The following is a 24,977-nucleotide window of genomic DNA, read 5'->3' as shown; positions in this document are numbered from 1 at the left end:
CGTACGTCCCGGCGGTCAGACCTCCTCGGGCAGCTCCCCGACCCGGTTCTCCCACTTCGTGGAGAGGATGATGGTGGTACGGGTCCGGGAGACGCCCTTGGTGCCGGAGAGCCGGCGGATGATCTTCTCCAGGCCGTCCACGTCCGCCGCCCGCACCTTGAGCATGTACGAGTCGTCGCCCGCGATGAACCAGCAGTCCTCGATCTCGGAGAGGTCCTTCAGCCGCTGGGCCACGTCCTCGTGGTCGGTGGCGTCGGACAGCGAGATGCCGATGAGCGCGGTGACGCCGAGGCCGAGCGAGGCGGCGTCGACCGTGGCGCGGTAGCCGGTGATGACGCCGGCCGCCTCCAGCCGGTTGATGCGGTCGGTGACACTGGGTCCCGACAGCCCGACGAGGCGTCCCAGCTCCGCGTAGGAAGCCCGGCCGTTCTCCCTCAGGGCCTGGATGAGCTGCCTGTCCACCGCGTCCATGCGATCGAAGCCTTCCGCTGAAGAGTTCCTGAAGTGATGAGAGGTGCTGAGGTGCTGGGGTACTGACGTACCGGAGTGCTGAGGTACCGCTTCCTGCTCTACTCGCCCGCGCCGCGGTGCAGTTCGCCCTTCCACCGCCGGTACAGACCGTGCCCGACGCCCGCGGCGTCCAGCACCCGCCCGGCGACGAAGTCCACCAGGTCCTGGATGTGGGTGGCGCCCGCGTAGAAGCCCGGTGAGGCCGGCACCACGCTCGCGCCCGCGTCGTCCAGCGCGACGAGATGCCTGAGGGTCTGGCCGTTCAGCGGGGTCTCGCGTACGGCCACGACCAGCGGACGGCGCTCTTTGAGGGTGACGCTCGCCGTCCGCTGCAGCAGATCCTTGGACAGCCCGAGCGCGACGCCCGCGACACAGGCCGTGGAGGCGGGCACGATCAGCATGCCCTTGGTGGGGTACGACCCCGACGACGGGCCGGCCGCGAGGTCGCCCGCGTTCCAGTACCGCACGTCGGTGAGGTCGGTCTCGAAGATCCCGGGCTTTCCGTCGGCGCCCCGGCTCAGCCATGCGCCCAGGTCGTCCCGCCAGTGCGCGTCCCGGAAGGAGATGCCGGTCTCGTCGAGCAGCGTCAGCCGGGAGGCCCGCGACACGACGAGGTCCACGCTCTCGCCCGCGTCGAGAAGCGCGCGCAGCACCGAGGCCGCATAAGGCGTGCCGGAGGCGCCGGACACCCCTACGATCCAAGGCGTACGCCGCGTCTCTCCTGGCTTGGCTGGGTTCACAACACCGAGCCTATCCGGCGTCGCGGGGTGGGAACCGGCCAAGGGGGTCCGGTCGTTTCCCAGGGGGGAACGAGTGAGCGGTGGGGGATGCCATGAAGGGCGCTGAGCTCGAGTGGTCGCGCGGGGAGCGCGCGAAGGCCGCGGCCAAGCTGATGGTCGGCTGGGTCGCGCTGCTGTGGCTGCTGGAAGCGGTCGACGCGGTGAGCGGTCATGCGCTGGACGGGCTGGGCATCACCCCGCGCGAGCCGTCCGAGCTGGTCGACGTCGTGCCCGCCGCCTTCATCCACTTCGGCTTCGCCCATGTGGCCGCCAACAGCGTGCCGCTGCTGGTCATGGGCTTCCTCGCGGCCCTCGGCGGGTTGCGCCGGTTCGCCGTCCTGTCCCTGGTGATCATCGTGGCCGACGGACTCGGTGTGTGGCTCATGGCCCCGGCGCACACCAACACGGCGGGCGCCTCCGGCCTGATCTTCGGCCTCTTCGGCTTCCTGCTGGTCAGCGGGTTCGTGGAGCGCCGTCCGCTCGGCATCGTGGTCGGCCTGCTGGTGGGCGCCGTCTGGGGCAGCTCGATCCTGCTGGGCCTGTCCCCGCTGCAGTCGGGCGTCAGCTGGCAGGCCCACCTGATCGGCCTGGCGACGGGGGTGGCCGCGGCGTTCTGGTTCCGCCGCGGCACACCTCCGGCGCTCATACGGTGAGCTCTGTGCGCCCTGCGCGATGACCGCTCAGACGGTCAGCCCACGCACCAGCAGGTCCAGCAGTGCGCACACGAAGAGTGCGATGCCGATGAAGCCGTTGACGCTGAAGAAGGCGCGGTTCAGGCGGGACAGGTCGTGCGGGCGGACGATGTGGTGCTCGTAGACGAAGGCGGCCGCGACGATCATGAGGCCGATCCAGAAGAAGGCACCGGCGTCGGTGGCCACCGCGTACGCGATGAGCAGGGCCATGACCGCCGTGTGGCAGACGCGGGCGCCCCAGATCGCGGCCGGGATGCCGAAGCGGGCCGGAACCGACATGACGCCGATCCTGCGGTCGGTCTCGACGTCCTGGCAGGCGTAGATCAGGTCGAAGCCGCCGATCCAGATGCCGACGGCGAGGCCGAGGAGCGTCGCGTCCCAGGACCACTCCCCGCTGATCGCGAGCCAGCCGCCGATCGGGCCCATCGCCTGCGCGATGCCGAGGATGGCCTGCGGGAAGTTCGTGAACCGCTTGCCGTAGGGGTAGACCACCATCGGGATCACCGCGATGGGGGCGAGGGCGAAGCAGAGGGGGTTGAGCAGGGCCGCCGAGCCCAGGAAGATCACGACCGCGATCAGCGCGCCCGTCCAGGCGTGCCTGACCGACATCGCGCCGGTGACCAGCTCCCGGTGCGCGGTGCGCGGATTGCGGGCGTCGATCTCGCGGTCGATGATCCGGTTCACCGCCATCGCGAACGTCCGCAGGCCCACCATGCAGATGGTGACCAGGAGCAGCCGCCCCCAGTGGATGTTGCGGTCCCACTCGAACATCGCGGTGAGGGCGGCGATGTAGGCGAAGGGCAGGGCGAAGACCGAGTGCTCGATCATCACCAGGCGCAGGAACGCCTTGGTTCTTCCCGGCTGCGGGATCGCGGCAGAAGCGCTGCTCATGAAAGGCCGTACTCCTTCCAGCGGCGGTCGACCTTCGCCGCCGTCTCCGGGTCGGAAAGGACCATCTCGGGCCAGCCGCCGTCGCGCGTGTAGCCCTCCTCGGGCCACTTCCTCGTCGCGTCGATGCCCGCCTTGCCGCCCCAGAACTGCTGGTAGGAGGCATGGTCGAGATGGTCGACGGGGCCTTCGACGACGCTGAGGTCGCGGGCGTAGTCCGTGTTGCCGAGGGCGCGCCAGGCGACCTCGTGCAGATCATGGACGTCGCAGTCGGAGTCCACGACCACGATCAGCTTCGTCAGGGACATCATGTGAGCCCCCCAGACAGCGTGCATCACCTTTTGAGCATGCTTGGGGTACTTCTTGTCGATCGAGACGATCGCGCAGTTGTGGAACCCGCCTGCCTCCGGCAGGTGGTAGTCCACGATGTCCGGCACGATGATCTTCAGCAGCGGGAGGAAGAACCGCTCCGTCGCACGCCCCAGCGGTCCGTCCTCCGTCGGAGGGCGGCCTACGACGATCGACTGAAGCAGCGGCCGCCTGCGCATCGTCACGCAGTCGATCGTCAGCGCGGGGAACGGCTCCTGTGGCGTGTAGAAGCCGGTGTGGTCGCCGAAGGGGCCCTCGGGGAGCATCTCGCCGGGCTCCAGCCAGCCCTCGATCACGACCTCCGCCTGCGCCGGCACCTGCAGCGGCACGGTCTTGCAGTCGACCATCTCGATCCGCTTGCCGGCGATGAACCCGGCGAAGAGGTACTCGTCGATGTCACCGGGCAGCGGGGCCGTGGAGGCGTACGTCACCGCGGGCGGGCACCCGAAGGCGATCGCGACCGGCAGCCGCTCGCCCCGCCTCGCCGCCACCTGGTAGTGGTTGCGGCTGTCCTTGTGGATCTGCCAGTGCATGCCGATGGTGCGCCGGTCGTGGCGCTGGAGGCGGTAGAGCCCGAGGTTGCGGATGCCGGTCTCGGGGTCCTTGGTGTGGGTGAGGCCCAGGTTGAAGAAGGAGCCGCCGTCCCGGGGCCAGGTGAACAGCGCGGGCAGGGCGTCGAGATCGACGTCGTCGCCGGTGAGCACCACCTCCTGCACGGGGGCGTCCTTCACCTTCTTCGGCGGTACGTGCGTCATCGCGCCGAGCTTGCCGAAGGCCTCGCGCACCCCGACGAAGCCGTGCGGCAGCTCGGGGCGCAGCAGTCCGCCGATCTTCTCGGAGATGTCCCCGTACGACTTCAGGCCGAGGGCCTTCAGCAGCCGCCGGTCGGTGCCGAAGACGTTCATCGCGAGGGGCATGGCGGAGCCCTTCACGTTCTCGAACAGCAGCGCCGGTCCGCCCGCCTTCTGCACCCGGTCGACGATCTCCCCGACCTCCAGATACGGGTCGACCTCGGCCTTGACGCGCTTGAGGTCGCCCTCGCGTTCCAGTGCCCTGAGCAGGGAGCGAAGATCGTCGTAAGCCATGCGTCCCAGTATCTGCCACCCGCTACCCTGACCCCGTCACCGGGGCCGGACAGTGCCCCGCCGCCGTCCGATGGGGGATCGCACCACCATGCTCAGGTATCTGCCGTTCCTGCTGGTCCTGGCGCTGTGGATCTTCGCCTTCATCGACTGTCTGAACACCCCCGAGGAGCAGGTGCGCGGGCTGCCCAAGGTGGTCTGGGTCATCATCATCCTGCTGTTCGGCGAGGTGCTGGTCGGCCCCGTCGCCTGGCTCGTGGCCGGCAAGGTGCGCCAGGGCGCCCCGGGCGGCTCCACACCCTCCGAGTGGCACCGCAACCACCGCACCGAGTTCGTCGCCCCCGACGACAATCCCGAGTTCCTGAAGTCCCTCAAGGAGGAGAACAAGAAGGACGAGGCCCTCCTCAAGGACTGGGAGGCCGACCTGCGCCGCCGCGAGGAGGAACTGCGGCGCCGGGAGCGGGGGAACGAGGGGGACAAGGAGAACAAGGGGAACCGGGAGAGCGGCGACAAGGAGTAGGCCCCTCTCCTTCAGGCCGTCTCCTTCAGGCCGTCGGCCCCTTCGCTCAGGCCGTCGGCGTCTCCCGCAGGACGAGGTCCAGCAGACCCGGGAAGCGGGCCTCGAACTCCGTTCTGCGCAGGCGGTTGACGCGCCGTGGCCCCTCGTCGCGCTGTTCCACGAGACCGGCGCCCCTGAGCACCGCGAAGTGATGGCTGAGCGCCGCCTTGCCGACCGGCACGTCGAAGCTGCCGCAGCTGCGCGTCCAGTCGCCCGAGCCCGCCAACTCCCTTACCAGGACGAGGCGTACGGGATCGGCGAGCGCCGCGAGCGCGGTGAGGACGGGGACGTCGTCGGGGTGGGTGTGCTCGGGGGCGGCCCGATGACCGGTGCGCTGCGCCACGCGGGGCTCCTTCACGCCTTGCCGAGTGTTCGACGAAAACCATACACTCGCGAGTGTTCGCTTCCTATCGAACACTCGTGAGGAGTGCCGGCATGCGTGCGGTCGAGTTCCAGGAGTACGGCGGCCCCGAGGTCCTGAAGGTCGTGGAGGCGGAGGTCCCCGAGCCGGGCCCCGGCCAGGTGAGCGTCGACGTGGCGTACACCGGCGTGAACTTCGCGGACCTGAAGGCGCGCGGTGAGGGGTACCGGGTGCCGCGGCTGCCGTTCGTGCCCGGCCTGGAGGTGTCCGGCCGGATCCGCGCGACCGGCGAGGGCGTCACCGGCCTGTCCGCCGGGCAGGAGGTGACGGCCCTGACGGACAGCGGCGGCTACGCGGACGTGGCGCTCGCGGACGCGGCGACGGTGTTCCCGGTCCCGGCCGGGCTCGACCTGCGCACCGCGGCGACGCTGCCCACCGTGCTGCCGACGGCGTACGCCCTCGTGCATGCGGTGGGCCGGCTGCAGCCGGGCGAGAGCGTGCTCGTGCAGGGCGCCGCGGGCGGAGTCGGCACGGTGGTCGGGCAGTTGGCGCGGGCCGCGGGCGCCGGGGCGGTGTACGGGGTGGTGTCGGGCGGGGCCAAGGCGGCCTACGCCCGCGAGCACGGCTACGACGAGGTGTTCGTCGGCGCCTTCACGGAGGCGGTACGGGCTGCCACCGGCGGCCGTGGCGTCGACCTCGCGCTCGATCCCGTGGGCGGGGAGACCTTCCGCGACAGCCTGGCCTCGCTCGCGGTCTTCGGGCGCCTGGTCTCCTTCGGCAACGCGAGCTCGGCGCCGGCCTGGAGCGTGGGGCAGCCGGAGCTGTACCCGTCCGGGATCTCGGTCGGCGGCTTCTCGATCCTCACCCTGGCGGCGACGGCCCCCGACGAGCTGCGCACCCTCGCCGAGCGGGCCTTCGCCAAGGTCGCGGACGGCACCGTGTCCCTGCCGGTGACCGCCGAGTTCGCCCTGGAGGAAGCCGCGGAGGCACACCGCCTGATGGGCACGCGCACGAGCACGGGGAAGCTGTTGCTCAGGGTGAACGCGTAGGGCTGGGGCACCGCCGGTGACGGCGTCCCCGGCCGAGTGCGTACCCTTCACCCAGATGAAGGACGCCGACCGCTTGCGCCCCGTCGACCTCGCCCGGCTGGTCGGCGTCTCCACCCAGCAGATCCGCAACTACGAGGAGGCGGGCGTCCTTCCGGTGGCCGTCCGCACCGGGTCGGGTTACCGCACCTTCACGCAGGTGCACCGGCGCGCGCTGCTGACGTACCGCACCCTGGCGAAGGGGTACGGCCCGGTGGCGGCGACGCGGATCATGCGCACCGTGCACGCCGGTGACGTGCCCGGCGCCCTCGCCCTCGTGGACGCCGCGCATGCCGCCCTGCACACCGAGCGGTCGGATCTGCGGGCGGCGAGCGAGGCACTGGAGGCGCTCGCGCGGGCGGAACCGCAGCCGCTGCCCGGCCCCGGCGCGCTGCGTGTCGGGGAGGTCGCCGCGCTGCTCGGGGTGCGGCCCTCCGCCCTCAGGGTGTGGGAGGCGGCGGGGCTGCTCGCGCCCGGGCGGGAGCGCGGGACGCGGTACCGCACCTACAGCCCGGCGGACGTGCGCGACGCCCGCCTCATCCACACCCTGCGCCGCAGCCACTACCTCCTGGACCAGATCCGCCCGGTCCTGGAGGGCCTGCGCCGCGAGGGCAGCAGTGCAGCGCTGCGGTCGGCGATCACCGCACGCGGGCAGGCCCTGACGGAGCGGACACGGGCGATGCTCGAAGGGGCGGGGGCACTGCACGCGTACCTCGCGGACGACCCCGCCTGAGCGCCGGCGCACCCTTCGGTCCGCCGATCCGTCCGCCCATCCGTCCGCCCGTCCATCCGCCAACTGGACATTTCCCGGGGAAATTTGACACGGTGAACCGCACCGGCCCGCATTCGAACACGTGGCCGATGACGCCGAGAGTGAGGCTTCGTGTCCCTCGCCTTCCACACCACGCAGAGCACCTTCTCCGACCCCGGCGAACTCGCCCACCTCTACACCGGACTTCCGCGAGACCCCGCACAACTCGCCCGCATCACAAGGGACTTGCTCATCCACCGCATGGAGGGCGAACTCTTCGGCCACACCCACCCGGCCGACCGTCTGCACAACGACGCCGAGACCCGCTACATCGACGACATCCTGCGCACGCTCGTCGCCCGGAACGACGCCCCGCTGCCCCAACGGCGCGAGGTGGGCGACCGGTTCGTCGGGACCTGCCGGGACTTCGCCCTGCTGCACGTCTCGCTCCTGCGTCACGCCGGCGTCCCCGCCCGCGTCCGGGTCGGCTTCGCCGACTACTTCGGGTCCGACGGCTTCCACGTCGACCACGTCGTCACCGAGTACTGGGACGACGCGCGGGGCTGGCTGCTCGCCGACGCCGAACTCGCCGATCCCCTCCTCACCGACCACTGGAAGCCCGGCTTCGACCCGATGGACGTCCCGCGCGACCGCTTCCTCGTCGCGGGCGAGGCATGGCGGGCGATCCGCGAGGACGGCGCGGACCCGGAGACCTTCGGGCTGCACCCGCCGGAGCAGGGTCCGTTCTGGGGCGAGCGCTACGTCTGCGGCAACATCCGCCTCGACCTCGCCGCCCTGAACAAGGTGGAGACCCTGCTGTGGGACGTCTGGGGCGAGGCCGAGGGCGAGCCCGGTGACCCGCTGCCCGAACCGGCCCGTCTCTTCTACGACCGCGTCGCCCCGGTCGTCAGCGGCACCATCTCCTTCGACGCCGTACGCACCCTGTTCGCCGAGGACGACGTCCTGCGCACCCCGAGGACGGTGACCTGCTACGCCCCCTTCAACGGCCCGAGCCGGGTCACCCTGCGCTGACCGTCCGCCACACGCCGCACACGCCACACACGCCACCGCGGGCCAAAGCCCGGCGTTGCCCCCGCGCCCCGACCCCTGGACAGTGAGAACCATGGATCAGGCACAGGCACGCACCTGGCTCGCCACCGCCGTCGAGGAGGCCCGCGCCGGGCTCGCGGAGGGCGGCATCCCGATCGGCGCCGCCCTCTACGGCGCCGACGGCACCCTCCTCGGACGGGGCCGCAACCGGCGCGTCCAGGACGACGACCCCTCGATGCACGCGGAGACGGCCGCGTTCCGCGCGGCGGGACGGCAGCGGTCGTATCGCGGCACGACGATGGTGACCACCCTCTCGCCGTGCTGGTACTGCTCCGGCCTGGTCCGCCAGTTCGGGATCTCGCGGGTCGTGGTCGGCGAGGCGGCCACCTTCCACGGCGGGCACGACTGGCTGGCCGAGCACGGCGTGGAGATCGTGCTGCTCGACGATCCCGGGTGCGCCGCGATGATGCGCGACTTCGTCAAGGACAACCCGGCCCTGTGGAATGAGGACATCGGTGACTGACACCCCTGCCCCCCCGTATCCCCACCGTCGACCTGCGGCCCTGGCTGGAGGGCGGCCCCGAGGAGCGCGCACGGATCGCCCGTACCGTCGACGAGGCCCTGCAGCGGGCCGGGTTCCTGCTGGTCACCGGGCACGGCGTCGACCCCGCGCTGCGCGCCCGCATCCGGGCGGCCGCGCGGACGTTCTTCACGCTGCCCGTCGAGGCCAAGCGGCCGTACGAGGCGAAGGTGGGCGGCCGCGGCTGGCTCGGGCCCGGCGCCGAGGCCAACGGTGGCGCGGAGGGCACGCCGACCCCGCCGGACCTCAAGGAGTCGCTGACCTTCGCGACGCACGAGCCCTTCGAGGACCCGGTCGTCAACGCCGAGTGGTACGCGCCCAATGTGTATCCCGCCGAGGTGCCGGAGCTCGAGGCGCTGTGCGAGGAGTACCTGGAGCGGATGGCCGAGCTGGAGAAACAGCTGCTGTCGCTGCTGGGCGAGGCCCTGGGCCTGGAACCGGACTTCTTCTCCCGGCACATGGACCACCCGACGTACGGCTTCAACATCAACTGGTATCCGGGCACGGACGTCCTCGGCGCGCCGCAGCCGGGCCAGTTCCGTATCGGCCCGCACACCGACTTCGGCACGGTGACCGTCCTGGACCGGCAGGCGGGCAAGGGGGGCTTGCAGGTGTGGACGGACGAGGGCGGCTGGGAGGACGCGCCCTACGATCCGGCGGCCCTGACCGTCAACATCGGTGATCTGCTGGCCCGCTGGACCGGCGACCGCTGGCGCTCCGGGCGGCACCGGGTGCTGCCGCCGCCCGCCGACGCGCCCTCGGAGGAGCTGATGTCCCTCGTCTACTTCGGCGAGTGCACCCCGGGCACCCTGGTGGAGTCCGTGCCGGCGCCGGTGGGCAGGATCGCCCACCCACCGGTCGACTCGCATGCGTATCTGCGCGCCAAGCTCGACTCGATCACGGTCGGCTGAGCGCGCAGGTCACACGCCCGCGTAGGAGTGCTTGCCGGAGACGAAGATGTTGACGCCGTAGTAGTTGAACAGCCAGCAGCCGAAGGCGATCAGGGCCAGATAGGCGGCCTTGCGGCCCTTCCAGCCGGCGGTGGCGCGGGCGTGCAGGTAGCAGGCGTAGGCGACCCAGGTGATGAACGCCCAGGTCTCCTTGGGGTCCCAGCCCCAGTAGCGGCCCCAGGCCGACTCGGCCCAGATCGCGCCCGCGATGATCGTGAACGTCCACAGCGGGAAGACGGCGGCGTTCAGGCGGTAGGCGAACTTGTCGAGGGACGAGGACGCGGGCATCCGCTCCAGGAAGGACGTCGCGAACCGGCCGGGCGTGCCGCCGTTCTCCAGCTTGGTCTCGTAGGAGTCCTTGAACAGGTAGAGCAGCGTGCCCGCCGCACCCACGTAGAAGACCGCGCCGCACAGGATGGCCGTGGAGACGTGGATGTAGAGCCAGTACGAGTGAAGGGCGGGAACCAACTGGTCGCTGGCGGTGTACAAGACGGTGACGGCGATGCCGAGATCGAGGAGGACCGTCGTGACCAGGAACAGGCCGAGCCAGCGGACGTTCTTCTTCAGCGCGAGCAGCGTCAGGTACACACCGACGGCGACGGTGGAGAAGGTGATGTTGAACTCGTACATGTTGCCCCACGGCGCCCGCTCCACCGAGGCCGCGCGGGCGATCACACCGCAGAGATGCACGAGGAAGGCGAGCACGGTGAGCGAGATGGCGATACGCCCGTAGAGATCGCCCTGCTCGTCCCCGCCGTGCGCCCCGGGCCCGTCCGGCACGTCACGCGAGCCGGCCGAGGAGCGTACGACGACCTTGGGCCGCTCCAGTACGGCGGTGCCGCCGGCCGTCTTCACGGTGACGGCCGGGGCGCTCTTGGTCTTCTCCGCCTTGGTGGTGAGCGCGGCCGCGGTGCGCGCGACCTTGCTGCGGCTGCCGAAGAGCCATTCGGCGATGTAGGCGAAGAAGGCCAGGGTGTAGACGGCCATCGCGGAGTAGATCAGCGTGTTGCTGATGTTCGCGAGGTGTTCGTTGGCCGCGGTGGCCAGCTCGGTTCCGGTGGCGAGAGTCACTTCTCAGCCCCTTCGGCAGGTACGACGTGAGGGTCGGGGGTGGTGTCGTCTTGGTCTGAGGAGTCGTCGGGGGCGTCGTCGCTCTCGGGCGCTCCCGGCGCCTTGTCGTACAGGATCTGGGCGAGGTCGCCGAGTTCCTCGGGCACCTTGGCGGATTCGCTGCGGCCGAGCCCGGCCATCTCCACGACGGTCACGCCGTCGGCGCCCTTGACCGCCCGCACCCAGACGCGGCGGCGCTGGATGAACAGGGAGCCGGCGAGACCGAAGATGGCGACGAGCGCGCCGCCGAGCGCCCAGTCGGTGCCCGGCTGCTGGACGATCTGGAAGTTCGCCCACTGCTTGGTGCCGTCGTAGGTGACCGAGCCGGCGCCGTTCGGGAGCTTCATGGTCTGGCCGGGCTTCAGATTGGCCCTGAGCTGGGCGCCCTTGGCGTCCTTGAAGCCCTTCACATGCGATTTGTCGAGCTGGTACACGCTCTGCGGGATGCCGGAGTTGACGCCGAGGTCGCCGTGGTACGGCTCCAGGTTCAGCACCGGGTTCTTCAGCGCGGGGAATGTGGAGGCCGTCTCGTTGCCCGGGGTGTACGTGGGCAGCAGGAAGGCCTTGATGCCCAGTTGCTCGCTGACGCCCTTGGCGTCGGCGTAGCCGTCGAGGACCTTGATGACGCCGGTGGAGGTGACGTTGGAGTCGAGCGGAAGGAGGGGGACGGCGTCGTGGTAGACGACCTTGCCCTTGCCGTCGCGGACGGTGATGACGGGCGCGTAGCCGTGGGCCGTGAGGTAGACCTTCGCGTCGCCGATCGACAGCGGGCCGTTGACCTTGACCAGGTCCTTCTGGTCCTTGCCGTAGGCGCCCACGCTGTAGTCGATGGCGGCCTGGTAGAGGCGGGGGGTGCCCTTGTTGGGCCCGCTGGCCTCGTAGGTGCCGGTGAACTTGTCCAGGGTGAAGCTGAACGGCACCAGGTCGTCGATGGTGAAGAGGTTGCCGGACTTGAAGTCGTCGTACTGCGTCGCGGTGTTGGAGAAGCCGTCGCCCTCGACGACGAGCTTGTTGCCCTCGGACTTGAAGAGCTGGCCCCAGCCGAAGGAGATCAGCAGCACGATCAGCGCGATGTGGAAGGCGAGGTTGCCGACCTCGCGCAGATAGCCCTTCTCGGCGGCGACGGCGTCACCGGCGAGGTGCGCGCGGAAGCGGCGCTTCCTCAGCTGGGCGAGCGCGGCCTCGCGGACCTGCTCGGGCCGGGCGTCGGTGCGCCAGGTGGTGTACGCGGGCAGCCGGGTCAGCCGCTTGGGTGCGCCCGGCGGGCGGCCGCGCAGCTGGCCGACGAACTGCCAGGTGCGCGGGATGATGCAGCCGACCAGGGAGACGAACAGCAGGATGTAGATCGCGGAGAACCACACCGAGCTGTAGACGTGGAAGAGGCCGAGCCTGTCGTAGACGGGCGCGAGGACGGTGTGCGCCTTGCGGAAGTCGGCGACCTTCGTCTCGTCGGTGCCGGACTGCGGGATCAGCGAACCGGGGATCGCACCGAGCGAGAGGAGCAGGAGCAGCAGCAGCGCGACCCGCATCGAGGTCAGCTGCCGCCAGAACCACCGGGCCCAGCCGATGACGCCCATCGCGGGCAGGTTGGGGGGTTCCTCCCGGGGGGCGGTGGACAGCTGGGAGCCGGCGGCGCCGAGGTCGGGTTCGTCGGCCCGCTCGGGGGGCGTGGCGGCGGTCGTGGTCTTGCTCATCGATCAGATCCCCACGGTGAAGCCGGCGGACCAGGACTGCATGTCCTGCACGAGACGGTCCCAGGCGCCGGTGAGCAGCAGCAGACCGGTCACGATCATCATCGTGCCGCCGATCCGCATCACCCAGACGTAGTGGCGCTTGACCCAGCCGAAGGCGCCGAGCGCCTTGCGGAAGGCGACCGCGGCGAGCACGAAGGGCACACCGAGGCCGAGGCAGTAGGCGACGGTCAGTATGGCACCGCGGCCCGCGCTGGACTGCTGGGAGGACAGGGCCAGCACGGAGGCGAGCGTCGGGCCGATGCACGGCGTCCAGCCGATGCCGAACAGCGCGCCGAGGACGGGGGCGCCCGCCAGGCCCGCCACGGGCCGCTTGTGGAGGCGGAACTCGCGCTGGGTCATCCAGGGCATCAGCCCCATGAAGAAGATGCCCATGAGGATCATGAGCCCGCCCAGCACCTTCGACAGGACGCCCTTGTTGTCCTGCAGCGTGTCGCCGAAGAAGCCGAACAGGGCGCCGCTGGAGACGAAGACGGCGGTGAAGCCGAGCACGAAGAGAGAGGCGCCGGCGACCATCCGGCCGCGCCGGGCCTCGGCCAGGTCGGTGCCGGTGACGCCGGTGACGTAGGAGAGATAGCCGGGGACCAGCGGCAGGACGCACGGGGAGAAGAAGGAGACGAGACCGCCGAGCAGCGCGATGGGCAGGGCGACCAGCAGTGCGCCGTTGAGCACCGTGCCGTTGTAGCCCGTCGCGGCGAGCGTGGTGACTGAGGTCACGTCACTTCTCCGCGAGGACCGGGGCGATCATCTTGCGCAGGTTGTCCTCGCTGAGCCCGGCAAGCGAGCGGGCGGCGATCTTCCCCTCGCGGTCGAGGACGAGCGTGGAGGGGACGGCCTGCGGGTTGAGGGTGCCCTTCTTGAAGCGGAGCATCAGCTTTCCCGTGGGGTCGTACAGGCTCTCGTAGCTGATGCCGTACTGCTTCTCGAAGGCGACCGCGTTCTGGATGCTGGTGTCGCGGGTGTTGATGCCGACGAACTGGACGCCCTTGGTCCCGAGGTCCTTGGAGACCTTCTCGAAGTTGGGCGCCTCGGCACGGCAGGGCGCGCACCAGGAGCCCCAGACGTTCAGGACGACGACCTTGCCCTTGTAGGAGGCGACGTCGAGCTTTCCCCCGTTGACCGTCTTGCCGGAGAGGTCGGGTGCCGCCGCCCGCTCCCCCTTCTTGGCGGTGGAGATGCCGTCCTTGCCCATGACGAAGTTGGTGTCACCGCCCCCGCCGGAGGCGCCCCCGCTGCTGCACGCGGACAGGGTCAGCGCGGAGGCCGCGGCCACCGCGGGGAGCAGGGCGGCACGGCTGAGCTTCGAGCGCAAGGGGGCGCGGTTGGCGGCACTCATGTGAAAAGTTTCGCATGCCCGTTCTGGGGATCTTGCGCACCCCCCTCAGGTCGCGGAGGCGGTCGACGAAGGCGTCGACGCGGCCTCCTTCAGGAAGGACTTCCAGCCGCCCGCGGGAGCCTGTCCGACGTCGAGCGTGCGCAGCTTGGCGAGCACCTCGGGCTTTTGTACGTCCATCCAGTCGACGTACTGCCTGAAGGAGACGAGGCGCACGTCCGCGCCCTTGTCCTTCTCGCGCGCGATGTGCTTGAACGCCTCCTCGACGGCGTCCATGTAGATGCCGCCGTTCCACTGCTCGAAGTGGTTGCCGACGAAGAAGGGCGCCCGGTTGGTCTCGTACGCCCGCTTGAAGCCGGATATGTAGGCGTTCGCTGCCTGGGTGCGCCAGGCCGGGTAGTGGTAGGCGGGGGCGTTGGTCGAGTTGACCGACTGGTTCGCGAGCATGTTGTAGTCCATCGACAGGACCTCGAAGCTGCGCCCGGGGAAGGGGATCTGCTGCAGCGGCAGGTCCCAGACGCCCTGCTTCTTCACGGGCCAGACCTGGCGGCCGCCGGGCGAGGAGGCGTCGTAGCGCCAGCCGAGTTCCTTGGCGGTGGGCAGCAGGTTGTTCTGGCCGAGCAGACAGGGGGTGCGCCCGCCGACGAGTTCCTTGTCGTAGTCGAAGGGCAGGGAGGGCAGGTCGCTGAAGCCGGTGTTGCTGCGCCACTCCTTCACGAAGGCCTTCGCCTGCTGGATCTCGCTCCTCCACTGCGCGGGCGTCCAGTTGCCGACGGTGCCGTAGCCGGAGCAGAAGTGGCCGTTGAAGTGGGTGCCTATCTCGTGCCCTTCGAGCCAGGCGCGGCGGACGTTGGTGAGCGTGGCCTTGATGTGCTCGTTCGTGAGGTAGCCGATGTCGGAGGCGCCGCGCGGGTTGTTCGGCGGGTCGTAGAGGCGCTTCTTGGACTCGGGCAGCAGATACAGCCCGGACAGGAAGAAGGTCATGGACGCGCCGTGCTCCTTCGCCAGGTCGAGGAAGCGCGGGAAGAGGCCGTTGCCGACCTCGCCGGCGCCGTCCCAGGAGAAGATCACGAACTGGGGCGGGGCCTGACCGGGCTCCAACGGCTCGGGCCTGTCCGGCTGGTGGGGCTGCTTGCCGGTGTACGAGGTCGAACCGTCGCCGATGGGGCGGGCGGAGGGCACTGAGCTGCCGGACCTGCCGCCCTGGGAACCCGAAGCATGGGTGGACCCGTCTGACGGTTTGAGGGAGCCGCACGCCGAGAGCCCGGCGGCGGCCGCGGCACCCGCGCCGAGACCGAGCATTCCCCTGCGAGTGAGAGCGCGCATTCCAACCCCGATTCGTCATGTCCTGTGCTGGTCACCCAGTCAGAGGACATGACGAACGGGGAGGTTCATCGCAAATATGTTGCTCTCGTAACAAAACAGCACGGGCAGTACAGGGAACCCAAACGGGGCGAGTTCCCTCTCCCGCTCAGGCGCCGAAGGCCTTGCTCCGACCCTTGTCCTTGCCCTTGGCCGGCTTCGCGCCCGCGAGGAGATGGGCGGGGACGAGATCGCGGGCCGGTTCGCTGTAGCCGACGGAGACGAGCTTGTCGCCCTGGTAGGTGAAGCTCGTCAGGGACGCCAGCGTGCACTGCCGCTTGCGCGGGTCGTGCCACAGGCGCCGCTTCTCGACGTACGACCGCACGGTCCAGATCGGCAGCTGATGGCTGACGAGGACCGCCTCGTGCCCGCGGGCCTGCTCCTTGGCGGCCTCCAGCGCCTGCATCATCCGTACGACGATGTCGACGTACGGCTCGCCCCACGACGGCTTGAAGGGGTTGGTCAGGTACTTCCAGTTGGCGGGCCGGCGCAGCGCGCCGTCCCCGACGCCGAAGGTCCTGCCCTGGAAGACGTTGTCGGCCTCGATGAGCCGCTCGTCGGTGGCGAGGTCGAGACCGTGCGCCTTGGCGATCGGTGTCGCCGTCTCCTGGGCGCGCTCCAGCGGGGAGGCGCAGACATAGGTGATGTCGCGCGGCGCCAGGTGCTCGGCGACCCGGTCGGCCATCTGCCGGCCGAGCTCGGAGAGGTGGTATCCGCCGAGGCGCCCGTACAGGACCCCGCTGGGGTTGTCGACCTCGCCGTGGCGCATCACATGGACGACGGTGATGTCGCTGCCCGCCGTGTTGCTGCTCTCGCTCATGCTGCCGTGGCCTCCGCCGCCGCTCGGGCCGCCGCCGGAAGGGCGTCGGCGATGCGCTGTACGGCCTGTTCGTCGTGGGCCGTGGACACGAACCAGGACTCGAAGGACGAGGGCGGCAGATAGACGCCCTGCGACAGCATCGAGTGGAAGAAGGCGGTGAAGCGGAAGGACTCCTGCTTCTTGGCGTCCTCGTAGTCGCGGACCTCACGGTCCGTGAAGAAGACGGAGAACATGTTGGAGGCGTTCTGCAGCCGGTGCGCCACGCCCTCCTTGGTCAGCGCCTCGGTGACGAGCGTGCGGATCTGCTCCGATACGGCGTCGACCTTGTCGTACGCGGCGTCGTCGAGCAGCCGCAGCTGGGCGAGGCCGGCGGCGGTGGCGACCGGGTTCCCGGAGAGGGTGCCGGCCTGGTAGACGGGTCCGGCGGGCGCGAGGTGCGCCATGACGTCGGCGCGGCCGCCGAAGGCCGCGGCCGGGAAGCCGCCGCCCATGACCTTGCCGAAGGTCATCAGGTCGGGCCGTACGCCGTCGATGCCGTACCACCCGGCGCGGCTGGTGCGGAAGCCGGTCATCACCTCGTCGGAGATGAACAGCGCGCCGTTCTTCTCGCAGGCGTCCTTCAGCCCCTGGTTGAAGCCGGGCCGGGGCGGCACGACGCCCATGTTCCCGGGCGAGGCCTCGGTGATCACACAGGCGATCTCGCCGGGGTGGCGGTGGAAGGCCTCGTGGACGGACTCCAGGTCGTTGTACGGCAGGACGATGGTGTCGCCGGCCTGGGCGCCGGTGACGCCGGGGGTGTCGGGCAGCGCGAAGGTCGCGACCCCGCTGCCCGCCGAGGCCAGCAGCGAGTCGACATGACCGTGGTAACACCCGGCGAACTTGATCACCTTGGAGCGGCGGGTGAACCCGCGGGCCAGCCGGATGGCGCTCATGGTCGCCTCGGTCCCGCTGGAGACGAGCCGCACCTGCTCCAGGGGCTCGATCCGGGCGACCATCTCCTCGGCCAGCGCGACCTCGCCCTCACCGGGCGTGCCGAAGGAGGTGCCGCGCGCGACGGCCTCCTGGACGGCGGCGACGACCTCGGGGTGGGAGTGCCCGAGGATCATCGGTCCCCAGGAACACACCAGGTCGACGTAGTCCCGGCCGTCCGCGTCCGTCAGATACGCCCCCTTGCCCGCGACCATGAAGCGGGGCGTGCCGCCCACGGCACGGAAGGCGCGCACGGGCGAGTTCACACCGCCCGGTGTGACGGCCTCGGCCCGGTCGAACAGAGCCTGCGAGACAGGCGCTTCGTATGAATATGGCAGTTCGCTCATGACCCGCGACTTCTCCGACCTTCTCCGACTCTTCCGGCTCCGGTTGCCAGTGACCTCCTCAGGGTAGGCCAGGGGGTGCCGGTGACAGCGGGGCGCTGCCGCCGACCGGGAGCCGGCCGCCTCCCGGGATGATCTGCGAAACTGGGACCTGATTCACACAGCTCAAACGGCCCTGCGTACGTATAGATGCTCAGATGGATGTACGGAGGCGTGTTCAGGGGCTGCGAAGATCCTGCGGACAGGTGTTTCAGCGCACGTTTCGGCGGGCGGCCGTGGGGGAGGTCACTGACACGATGATCGGGTTGCGCGGCGGGGGCCACGCGTCCTAGAAAAGCAGTCGGGTGGAGATATGCATCGCGGTGGCGGACTGGGCGAGGGGACTGACGACCTGGGTCCTCGACGTGCCCGGCGGGGAAGGCACCGACGCGCGGCGGAGGAGGCCGAAGCCCGTCAGACTCAGGGTCTATCGAACGAGCCCGGCCGGGCCGAGTCGCTCCGGTCGGGGAGCAGGAATGGTGGTCGGGTGGGGGTGACCTACAAGTACTTCGGCGCGCCGGACGGTGCGACCGCTGCCCGCGTCCCGATCTCGATGCGCCCGGAGGAACTCGGCGGCGACGAGCTCGGGATGAACGGCATGTTCACCAAGATCAAGCCGGAGACGATGGCGGCGATGGTCCTCACCGGCATCGAAGGCGTCCCCCTGCACAAGGTCCCCCCGCTGGAACTGGTCGTCCTCCACCCCGACTACGCCGTGGTCAAACTCCCCACGACCGTCGTCGACCCCCTGCGCGGCATAGGCGAGGAGGCGGTGGGCGCCGCAGCCTTCATCTGGTCGACGGTCCCGGACCGCGGGGGTCCGCGCGACGCGTTCAACGTGTACCAGCTGCTGCACGAGTGGCAGGACTTCAGCCATCGGCTGCATGAGGCGGGGCATCAGCCCTATTGCCTTGTCTGGCCGTGAGCTTGGCTTGCGGTCACTGTGTCTTGGCCTGCCCCCGAACTCCCCCTCCGGACCCGCCGGCTGTTTCAGCGCCGGTGAGTCTGACACTCGGCCCTCAGGCCGGAGGCACCCCCACCACCGAGAAGCCGATCACCGAGCCCCCGCCCTCGCGGCGGAAGGCGAACGGGGCGCCGCCGTGGGCTGTGGCGACCTCGCGGACGATCGACAGGCCGAGGCCGGAGCCGGGGAGGGAGCGGGCGTCCGTGGCGCGGTAGAAGCGGTCGAAGATGCGGAGCAGGTCGCATTCGGCGATTCCGGGGCCGCGGTCGAGGACCTCGACGCGGACCGTGCCCGGGCGGGCGGGGCCGAGGACGGCGATCTCGATGGGGCCCGTGCCGTCGCGGTCGAACTTGGCCGCGTTCTCGACCAGGTTGGACATCGCGCGCTGCAGCATCCCCGGCCGCCCGTCGGTCGTCGTGTCGCCGCTCGCGCGCACCCTGACCTCGCGGCCGGTGCGGCGCCGGGCGAGCCCCGCGACGTCCTCGGCGATCTCGGCGAGGTCCACCCGCTGCGGGGGCTCGCTGTCGGACTGTCCCGCCGCCAGGTCCACCAGCTCGTTCACCAGGTCGGTCAGCTCGCGGGCCTCCTGGCCGAGGTCGGCGACCAGGTCCTCGCGCGCGGCGGGCGGCAGTTCGTCGATCCGGCGCAGCAGGGAGATGTTCGTACGGAGCGAGGTGAGCGGTGTGCGCAGTTCGTGTCCCGCGTCCTGGACCAGGCGGCGCTGGTCCTCCTCCGACTGGGCGAGGCGGCCCAGCATGCGGTCGAAGGCGCGGCCGAGCCGGCCCACCTCGTCGTAGCCGGTGACGGGCACCTCGATGCCGAGCCGGCGGGTGCGGGCGACGTTCTCCGCGGCCGAGGTGAGGATGATCAACCGGCGGGTGATGCGCCGGGCCAGCCACCAGCCGAACAGGCCCGCGCCGAGCACCACCGCGCCCATCAGGATCAGCGTGCGCTGCTGCAGGGCCCGCAGCAGGTCCTCGGTGTCGCTGAACTCCTGCGCGACCTGCACCGCGCCCCGGCCGTCGCCGAGCGAGACGGTGGCGATGCGGTAGACGTCCTCGGCGACGTCGACGTCCTTGTGCTCGACCATCCTCCCGGCCGCCCGGCTCTCCACGATCGAGCGGTCGGCGGCCGTGACCGGCAGGCCGGGCCTGCCGCGGTCGACGACGTCGCCGTTTGGCCCCAGCACCTGTACGTCGGTCCGGGCGGGCCGCACCACGTCGTGCCCCGGCGCGGACGAGGAGAAGTCCTCCGGCGTCATCCGGTGCCGGCTCACCTCGTCCCGTACGTCCTGCACGACTTGGTCGAACACGGACTCCTGGTCGACGCGGACCAGCCGGGCGGCCGCGCTGTACGACAGCACGCCGACCAGCACCGTGACGGCGGCGGTGACCGCCGCGAACGACACGGCGAACGTCGTACGCAGGGAGACCAGCCCGGGACGCCGTAGGGTCGGCAGCCACCTGAGCCGGCTCACTCAGTCCTCCCGGAGCACGTAACCCACACCGCGGATCGTGTGGATCAGGGCCGGGGCCGTGGGTTCGTCGAGCTTGCGGCGCAGGTAGCCGACGTAGACGGCGAGGTTCTTGGAGCCGGGCCCGAAGTCGTAGCCCCAGATGCGGTCGTAGATGGTGGAGTGGTCCAGGACGATCCCGGCGTTGCGCACCAGCAGTTCGAGGAGTTCGAACTCCGTGCGGGTCAGCTCCAGTTCGCGTTCGCCGCGCCAGGCGCGGCGGGCCTGTACGTCCATGCGCAGGCCCGCGGCCTCGATCTGCCGGTCGGGGGCCTGGGGCTGCTCCTTCGGCTGGCCGGCCGGCTGGCCGTTGTCGGGGCTGGTGCGGCGCAGCAGGGCGCGCAGCCGCGCGAAGACCTCCTCGACGTCGAACGGCTTGACCACGTAGTCGTCGGCGCCCGCGTCCAGGCCCGCGATCCGGTCCGCGGTCTCGACGAGCGCGGTGAGCATGAGGATCGGTGTGCGGTCGCCCTCGGCCCGCAGCACCCGGCAGACCTGGAGCCCGTCGATGCCGGGCATCATCACGTCCAGCAGGAGGACGTCCGGCGGCGACTTGTGGGCCTGCGCGAGCGCCTCGACGCCGTCGGCGACCGCGATGACCTGGTAGCCCTCAAGGCTCAGGGCCCGCTGCAGGGCATGGCGGATGGCACGGTCGTCTTCGGCGAGCAGCACAGTCTGGGGCACGCATCCAGTCTGCCTTGGCCGGTCGTGGTTCAGCCGGGTGAGCCGGACCACGATCAGCCTTTTTACCGCGCTCTCACCGTCACAGGCCCGGCCTCACCGTCACAGGCGCGGCCTCACCGTCACAGGGCCCCGCCTCACCGTCACAGGCACGGCCCGCCGGTGCGCCTTCCGCCGTCTCACTGCAGCCCGCCGCCCCCTTGCGACAGCGCCGCGAGCCGCTCGGCGAACGGCACCACGTCGAAGTCGTCCCTGACCGGCCGGACCGGGCGCGCCGCCGACAGGCCCGTCATCAGCGCCGCCAGCTCCTGCGCCGCCCGGTCGATCCTGTCCTCCAGGCCCTCGGCGCCCCAGTCCTCGGAGGCGGCGTAGACCCCGGTGGGGACGACCACCGCGCGCAGGTAGGCGAAGAGGGGGCGCAGTGCGTGCTCCAGCACCAGGGAGTGCCGGGCGGTGCCGCCGGTCGCTGCGATCAGCACCGGCTTGCCCGCCAGGGCGTCCTTGTCGAGCACGTCGAAGAAGGACTTGAACAGTCCGCTGTACGAGGCCGAGAACACCGGCGTGACGACGATCAGTCCGTCGGCGCCGGTCACGGCCTCCTGGGCGGCGGACAGGGCGGGCCCCGGGAATCCGCTGGTGAGGTTGTGCGCGATCTCCACGGCGAGGTCGCGCAGCTCCACGACCTCGGTGTCGACCGGGGTGCGCCGCCCCACCGCGGCGGCCAGCCGGTCGGCCAGCAGCCGGGTGGAGGACGGCACGCTCAGTCCCGCCGAGACGACGACGAGCTTCATGCCACGACCTCCTTCGGTCCGGCGGCAAGCTGCTCCGCGGCAGGCTGCTCGGCCTGCTCGGCGGCCAGCAGGGACGCGTGGGTCGGCGGCTCGGGCACATCCGCCGGACGGTTCTTGGCGAACTCCTCGCGCAGCACCGGCACGACCTCCTCGCCCAGCATGTCGAGCTGCTCCAGCACGGTCTTCAGCGGCAGCCCGGCGTGGTCCACGAGGAACAGCTGGCGCTGGTAGTCACCGGCGTACTCGCGGAAGGTGAGGGTCTTCTCGATGACCTCCTGCGGGGAGCCGACGGTCAGCGGGGTCTGGTCGGTGAAGTCCTCCAGGGAGGGCCCGTGGCCGTAGACCGGCGCGTTGTCGAAGTAGGGACGGAACTCGCGGACCGCGTCCTGGGAGTTCTTGCGCATGAAGACCTGCCCGCCGAGCCCGACGATGGCCTGCTCGGGGGTGCCGTGGCCGTAGTGGGCGTACCGGGTCCGGTACAGCTCGACCATCCGCTTGGTGTGGTCGGCCGGCCAGAAGATGTTGTTGTGGAAGAAGCCGTCGCCGTAGTACGCGGCCTGCTCGGCGATCTCCGGGGAACGGATGGAGCCGTGCCAGACGAACGGCGGGATGCCATCCAGCGGCCGGGGCGTGGAGGTGAAGCCCTGCAGCGGGGTGCGGAACTTCCCCTCCCAGTTCACGACGTCTTCGCGCCACAGCCGGTGCAGCAGGGCGTAGTTCTCGACGGCGAGGTTGATGCCCTGGCGGATGTCCTGCCCGAACCAGGGGTAGACCGGGCCGGTGTTGCCGCGGCCCAGCATCAGGTCCACGCGCCCGTCGGCCAGGTGCTGGAGCATCGCGAAGTCCTCGGCGATCTTCACCGGGTCGTTGGTGGTGATGAGCGTCGTGGAGGTGGACAGGATCAGCTTCTCGGTCCGCGCGGCGATGTGGCCGAGCATCGTGGTCGGCGACGACGGCACGAACGGCGGGTTGTGGTGCTCACCGGTCGCGAAGACCTCGAGCCCCACCTCCTCGGCCTTCAGCGCGATGGCGACCATGGCCTTGATGCGCTCGCGCTCGCTCGGCGTACGCCCCGTGGTTGGGTCCGGCGTGACGTCGCCGACGCTGAAGATCCCGAACTGCATGGTCGCTCAACCTCCAAGTTGTTGACCGTTCAACTATATCGGTGAACGGTCACCAGGGTCTCCGTATTCCGGCACCACCAGGGTCCCGGTAGTCCGGCACCACCAGGGTCCCGGTAGTCCGGCATCACCTGGGTCCCGGTAGTCCGGCACCACCAGGGTCCCCTCACCCCGGCGACTGTCAGTACCCCGTCCTACGATCCGGACATGGCCGCCCCACGCCGTGACCACCGAGGGATCGTCGACGCCGCGGGGCTCCTCGCGCAGGTGCGCTTCCGCCGCCGCGAGCCCGCCGAGCCGCTGCGCCCGTATCTGGAGCACTACTGGCTGATCGACTGGGACCTCACCCAGCCGTACGCCTCGCACGTGGTCCCGCACCCGTCGGTCAACATCGTCTTCCAGCAGTTCGCCGGGCAGGAGCCGTTCGCCGAGATCGCGGGGATCGGGCTCGAACTGTTCACGCAGAAGCTGGAGGGGCGGGGGCGGGTCTGCGGCATCCAGTTCCGGCCGGGCGGCTTCCGCCCCTTCGCCCCCGGCCGGCCGGTGAGCGACTGGACCGGGCAGCGGATCCGCTTCCCGGAGGTCCCCCTCGACGCCGATCCGCACGTCGTGCTCGGGCCGGACGACGAGGACGCCCGGGTCGCCGCCCTGGACGCCTTCCTCCTCGGCCTCGCCCCGGAACCCGACCCGCAGGCCGACCTCGCGATGACCCTGGCCGACCGCATCCGCACCGACCGCACGATCCGCCGCGTCGGCGACTTCGCCCGCGCCGAGGGCCTGTCCGTACGAGTCCTGCAGCGCCTGTTCGCCGCGTACGTGGGCGTGGGCCCCAAGTGGGTCGTCCTGCGCTACCGCATCCACGAGGCCCTGGAGCGCGCCGAGACCGACCGGGACGTCGACTGGGCCGCCCTCGCCGCCGACCTCGGCTACGCCGACCAGGCCCATCTGGTACGGGACTTCACGGCGACGGTGGGGGTGCCGCCGACGGCGTACGCGACACAGGGCGTGCAGTAGCGGTAGCGAGGGGTGCGGCAGGCGCCCGCAAATCCGGTTGCACTGCGGCGGCCAAGCATGGATATTTACCTGCGTGACGCAGATTCTTCGTAACGCAAGAGATACTCCACCCCTGTCCCCCCGCGCCCGCTGGGCCGTCCTCACCGTGATCCTCGCCGCCGACGTCCTCGACCTGCTCGACGCCACGATCACCAACATCGCCGCGCCGACGATCACCCGGGACCTGGGCGGCGGCGCGAGCCTGGTGCAGTGGCTCGGCGCCTCCTACGCCCTCGCGCTCGGCGTGCTCCTGGTGCCCGGCGCACGGCTCGGCGACAAGTACGGGCGCCGGCGGCTGTTCCTGACCGGGCTCGCCGGGTTCGTCGCGGCCTCGCTCGCCTGCGGGCTCGCCCAGGCGCCGGCCTTCCTGATCGTCGCCCGGCTGCTCCAGGGCGCCTTCGGGGCGCTCCTGATCCCGCAGGGCTTCGGCATCCTCGGCGCGACCTGGCCGCGCGAGGAGATCGGCAAGGCGTTCAGCCTGTTCGGACCGGTGATGGGACTGTCCGCCGTCGGCGGGCCGATCCTCGCCGCCTTCCTGGTCGACGCCGACCTCGCGGGCCTCGGCTGGCGCCCCATGTTCCTGATCAACCTGCTCCTCGGCGGCGCCGCCCTGCTCGCCGCGGCCCGTCTGCTCCCCCGCGACAGCGGCGAGCGGACCGTGTCCGTGGACGGCCCCGGCTCCGCGCTGCTGGCCGGTGCCATGCTCGGTCTGCTCGGCGGACTCATCGACGGCTCGGGCGGCTGGAGCGTGCGGCCGGTCGCCCTGCTCCTGCTGGGCCTCGCCCTGTTCGCCGCCTTCTGCCACCGTCAGCGCACGGCCGCCGAACCGCTGATCCGCCCGACCCTGCTGCACAACCGCGGCTTCACCTCGGGCCTGATCCTCGGCGTCCTCGTCTTCGCCGCGGTCGCGGGTCTCCTCTACGTCCTCTCGCTCCACTTCCAGCGGGGCCTCGGCCACTCCCCCGCGGGCACGGCGCTCGGCCTGATCCCGCTGTCGGCGGGCATCGTCGTCGCGTCCATCGCCTGCTACCGGCTGATCCACACCTACGGCCGTCAACTCGTCGTCGCCGGGCTGCTGCTGATCCTCACCGGCTGCGGCTGCCTGGCCCTGCTCGCCGACCGCGACGGCTGGGTCCTGGTGCCACCCTTGCTCCTCGTCGGCCTCGGCATGGGCACCTGCTTCGGCACCGTCTACGACGTCACCATCGGCGACATCGCCCCCGAGGAGGCCGGCAGCGCGAGCGGGGCGCTCAACGCGGTGCAGCAGCTGGCCAATTCGGTGGGGGCGGCCACGGTGACGACCGTGTATTTCAGGACGACCGGCGGCGAGACCCACGCGGTCCTGGTGAGCCTTGCCGCCGTCGCCGCGAGCGTGATCCTGTGTCTGCCTCTTGTACGGCTGCTGCCGCGCAGGGCGCCCGCGCGGCCCGAAGGGGCGGGGTAGGCCCGCCCCCTTGAGGGCGCCGGCGC

At 70.8% G+C, this 24,977-nt stretch carries 26 protein-coding genes; 10 read left to right on the top strand and 16 right to left on the bottom strand.

The window, feature by feature from the left end; genetic code table 11:
- Positions 1 to 15 precede the first annotated feature (15 nt).
- Both MQN93_RS39890 and MQN93_RS39885 read right to left on the bottom strand, forming a co-directional pair.
- Positions 16 to 471 (bottom strand): Lrp/AsnC family transcriptional regulator, encoded by a 456-nt coding sequence (locus MQN93_RS39890; RefSeq protein ID WP_016437559.1) that lies wholly within the window; start codon positions 469 to 471, stop codon positions 16 to 18.
- 98 nt (positions 472 to 569) lie between these two features.
- Positions 570 to 1,250: a UbiX family flavin prenyltransferase gene (locus tag MQN93_RS39885; RefSeq protein WP_242713344.1), complete on the bottom strand. Its 681-nt coding sequence runs from the start codon at positions 1,248 to 1,250 to the stop codon at positions 570 to 572.
- A 92-nt stretch (positions 1,251 to 1,342) separates the two neighbouring features.
- Between MQN93_RS39885 and MQN93_RS39880 the strand changes: the two genes are divergently transcribed.
- The gene (locus tag MQN93_RS39880; protein WP_242713343.1) at positions 1,343 to 1,942 is read left to right on the top strand and encodes a rhomboid family intramembrane serine protease; all 600 of its coding nucleotides are present in this window, start codon (positions 1,343 to 1,345) and stop codon (positions 1,940 to 1,942) included.
- Between the two features lie 27 nt (positions 1,943 to 1,969).
- Here MQN93_RS39880 and mqnP read toward each other — a convergent pair whose 3' ends face one another.
- Complete coding sequence (gene mqnP, locus MQN93_RS39875) at positions 1,970 to 2,872, bottom strand: menaquinone biosynthesis prenyltransferase MqnP (protein ID WP_016437556.1); 903 nt, start codon at positions 2,870 to 2,872, stop codon at positions 1,970 to 1,972.
- On the bottom strand, positions 2,869 to 4,323 hold the full coding sequence (locus tag MQN93_RS39870) for a menaquinone biosynthesis decarboxylase (protein ID WP_242713342.1): 1,455 nt from the start codon (positions 4,321 to 4,323) through the stop codon (positions 2,869 to 2,871). The genes mqnP and MQN93_RS39870 overlap by 4 nt, the downstream gene beginning before the upstream one ends.
- An 88-nt stretch (positions 4,324 to 4,411) precedes the next feature.
- On the opposite strand from MQN93_RS39870, the gene MQN93_RS39865 reads away from it, so the two are divergent.
- Positions 4,412 to 4,840, top strand: coding sequence for a PLD nuclease N-terminal domain-containing protein (locus MQN93_RS39865; protein ID WP_242713341.1), 429 nt, complete (start codon positions 4,412 to 4,414; stop codon positions 4,838 to 4,840).
- A gap of 46 nt (positions 4,841 to 4,886) precedes the next feature.
- Here the strand turns inward: MQN93_RS39865 and MQN93_RS39860 are convergent, their stop codons facing one another.
- Entirely contained in the window at positions 4,887 to 5,222 is a 336-nt protein-coding gene (locus MQN93_RS39860) for an ArsR/SmtB family transcription factor (RefSeq protein ID WP_242713340.1), read from the bottom strand.
- Between the two features lie 92 nt (positions 5,223 to 5,314).
- Here MQN93_RS39860 and MQN93_RS39855 point away from each other — a divergent pair, with 92 nt between their 5' ends.
- From MQN93_RS39855 to MQN93_RS39835, 5 genes are all read left to right on the top strand, one after another.
- A complete protein-coding gene (locus MQN93_RS39855; RefSeq protein WP_242713339.1) occupies positions 5,315 to 6,289 on the top strand; it encodes a quinone oxidoreductase family protein in 975 nt (324 codons plus the stop codon).
- A gap of 55 nt (positions 6,290 to 6,344) precedes the next feature.
- The gene (locus MQN93_RS39850) at positions 6,345 to 7,058 is read left to right on the top strand and encodes a TioE family transcriptional regulator (RefSeq protein ID WP_242713338.1); all 714 of its coding nucleotides are present in this window, start codon (positions 6,345 to 6,347) and stop codon (positions 7,056 to 7,058) included.
- A 150-nt stretch (positions 7,059 to 7,208) separates the two neighbouring features.
- The gene (locus MQN93_RS39845) at positions 7,209 to 8,108 is read left to right on the top strand and encodes a transglutaminase-like domain-containing protein (RefSeq protein ID WP_242713337.1); all 900 of its coding nucleotides are present in this window, start codon (positions 7,209 to 7,211) and stop codon (positions 8,106 to 8,108) included.
- Positions 8,109 to 8,199: 91 nt separating this feature from the next.
- The gene (locus MQN93_RS39840; RefSeq protein ID WP_016437549.1) at positions 8,200 to 8,649 is read left to right on the top strand and encodes a nucleoside deaminase; all 450 of its coding nucleotides are present in this window, start codon (positions 8,200 to 8,202) and stop codon (positions 8,647 to 8,649) included.
- Positions 8,646 to 9,617: an isopenicillin N synthase family dioxygenase gene (locus MQN93_RS39835; RefSeq protein ID WP_242713360.1), complete on the top strand. Its 972-nt coding sequence runs from the start codon at positions 8,646 to 8,648 to the stop codon at positions 9,615 to 9,617. The genes MQN93_RS39840 and MQN93_RS39835 overlap by 4 nt, the downstream gene beginning before the upstream one ends.
- Before the next feature lie 9 nt (positions 9,618 to 9,626).
- On the opposite strand, the gene ccsB is transcribed toward MQN93_RS39835, so the two are convergent.
- The 7 genes from ccsB to hemL all read right to left on the bottom strand — a co-directional run bounded on the left by ccsB (position 9,627) and on the right by hemL (position 17,348).
- The gene (gene ccsB / locus MQN93_RS39830) at positions 9,627 to 10,727 is read right to left on the bottom strand and encodes a c-type cytochrome biogenesis protein CcsB (RefSeq protein WP_242713336.1); all 1,101 of its coding nucleotides are present in this window, start codon (positions 10,725 to 10,727) and stop codon (positions 9,627 to 9,629) included.
- Positions 10,724 to 12,460, bottom strand: coding sequence for a cytochrome c biogenesis protein ResB (gene resB, locus MQN93_RS39825; RefSeq protein ID WP_242713335.1), 1,737 nt, complete (start codon positions 12,458 to 12,460; stop codon positions 10,724 to 10,726). Before resB ends, ccsB begins: the two co-directional genes overlap by 4 nt.
- 3 nt (positions 12,461 to 12,463) lie before the next feature.
- The gene (locus MQN93_RS39820; protein ID WP_016437545.1) at positions 12,464 to 13,234 is read right to left on the bottom strand and encodes a cytochrome c biogenesis CcdA family protein; all 771 of its coding nucleotides are present in this window, start codon (positions 13,232 to 13,234) and stop codon (positions 12,464 to 12,466) included.
- Position 13,235: 1 nt separating this feature from the next.
- Positions 13,236 to 13,853 carry a TlpA family protein disulfide reductase gene (locus tag MQN93_RS39815; RefSeq protein ID WP_016437544.1) on the bottom strand — a complete coding sequence of 206 codons (618 nt, stop codon included), beginning with the start codon at positions 13,851 to 13,853 and terminating at the stop codon, positions 13,236 to 13,238.
- A gap of 45 nt (positions 13,854 to 13,898) precedes the next feature.
- Positions 13,899 to 15,176, bottom strand: coding sequence for a polysaccharide deacetylase family protein (locus tag MQN93_RS39810; protein ID WP_242713334.1), 1,278 nt, complete (start codon positions 15,174 to 15,176; stop codon positions 13,899 to 13,901).
- Positions 15,177 to 15,321: 145 nt separating this feature from the next.
- The gene (locus tag MQN93_RS39805) at positions 15,322 to 16,032 is read right to left on the bottom strand and encodes a histidine phosphatase family protein (protein WP_242713333.1); all 711 of its coding nucleotides are present in this window, start codon (positions 16,030 to 16,032) and stop codon (positions 15,322 to 15,324) included.
- Positions 16,029 to 17,348, bottom strand: coding sequence for a glutamate-1-semialdehyde 2,1-aminomutase (gene hemL, locus MQN93_RS39800; RefSeq protein ID WP_242713332.1), 1,320 nt, complete (start codon positions 17,346 to 17,348; stop codon positions 16,029 to 16,031). The genes MQN93_RS39805 and hemL overlap by 4 nt, the downstream gene beginning before the upstream one ends.
- 349 nt (positions 17,349 to 17,697) lie before the next feature.
- Between hemL and MQN93_RS39795 the strand changes: the two genes are divergently transcribed.
- Positions 17,698 to 18,309 (top strand): hypothetical protein, encoded by a 612-nt coding sequence (locus MQN93_RS39795; RefSeq protein ID WP_199786607.1) that lies wholly within the window; start codon positions 17,698 to 17,700, stop codon positions 18,307 to 18,309.
- 94 nt (positions 18,310 to 18,403) lie between these two features.
- On the opposite strand, the gene MQN93_RS39790 is transcribed toward MQN93_RS39795, so the two are convergent.
- From MQN93_RS39790 to MQN93_RS39775, 4 genes are all read right to left on the bottom strand, one after another.
- Positions 18,404 to 19,825 (bottom strand): sensor histidine kinase, encoded by a 1,422-nt coding sequence (locus MQN93_RS39790; RefSeq protein ID WP_016437533.1) that lies wholly within the window; start codon positions 19,823 to 19,825, stop codon positions 18,404 to 18,406.
- Positions 19,826 to 20,533, bottom strand: a complete 708-nt coding sequence (locus MQN93_RS39785) for a response regulator transcription factor (RefSeq protein ID WP_037783451.1) — start codon at positions 20,531 to 20,533, stop codon at positions 19,826 to 19,828.
- Positions 20,534 to 20,721: 188 nt separating this feature from the next.
- Complete coding sequence (locus MQN93_RS39780) at positions 20,722 to 21,333, bottom strand: FMN reductase (RefSeq protein WP_016437531.1); 612 nt, start codon at positions 21,331 to 21,333, stop codon at positions 20,722 to 20,724.
- Positions 21,330 to 22,457 carry an LLM class flavin-dependent oxidoreductase gene (locus MQN93_RS39775; RefSeq protein ID WP_242713331.1) on the bottom strand — a complete coding sequence of 376 codons (1,128 nt, stop codon included), beginning with the start codon at positions 22,455 to 22,457 and terminating at the stop codon, positions 21,330 to 21,332. The genes MQN93_RS39780 and MQN93_RS39775 overlap by 4 nt, the downstream gene beginning before the upstream one ends.
- Positions 22,458 to 22,661: 204 nt before the next feature.
- On the opposite strand from MQN93_RS39775, the gene MQN93_RS39770 reads away from it, so the two are divergent.
- Both MQN93_RS39770 and MQN93_RS39765 read left to right on the top strand, forming a co-directional pair.
- Complete coding sequence (locus MQN93_RS39770; protein WP_242713330.1) at positions 22,662 to 23,468, top strand: helix-turn-helix domain-containing protein; 807 nt, start codon at positions 22,662 to 22,664, stop codon at positions 23,466 to 23,468.
- A 73-nt stretch (positions 23,469 to 23,541) separates the two neighbouring features.
- Complete coding sequence (locus MQN93_RS39765; protein WP_242713329.1) at positions 23,542 to 24,951, top strand: MFS transporter; 1,410 nt, start codon at positions 23,542 to 23,544, stop codon at positions 24,949 to 24,951.
- Positions 24,952 to 24,977 lie beyond the last annotated feature (26 nt).

The organism is Streptomyces spinosisporus (assembly GCF_022698145.1).
Classification (GTDB): domain Bacteria; phylum Actinomycetota; class Actinomycetes; order Streptomycetales; family Streptomycetaceae; genus Streptomyces; species Streptomyces spinosisporus.
This window is presented reverse-complemented; position numbering and strand designations above follow the sequence as displayed.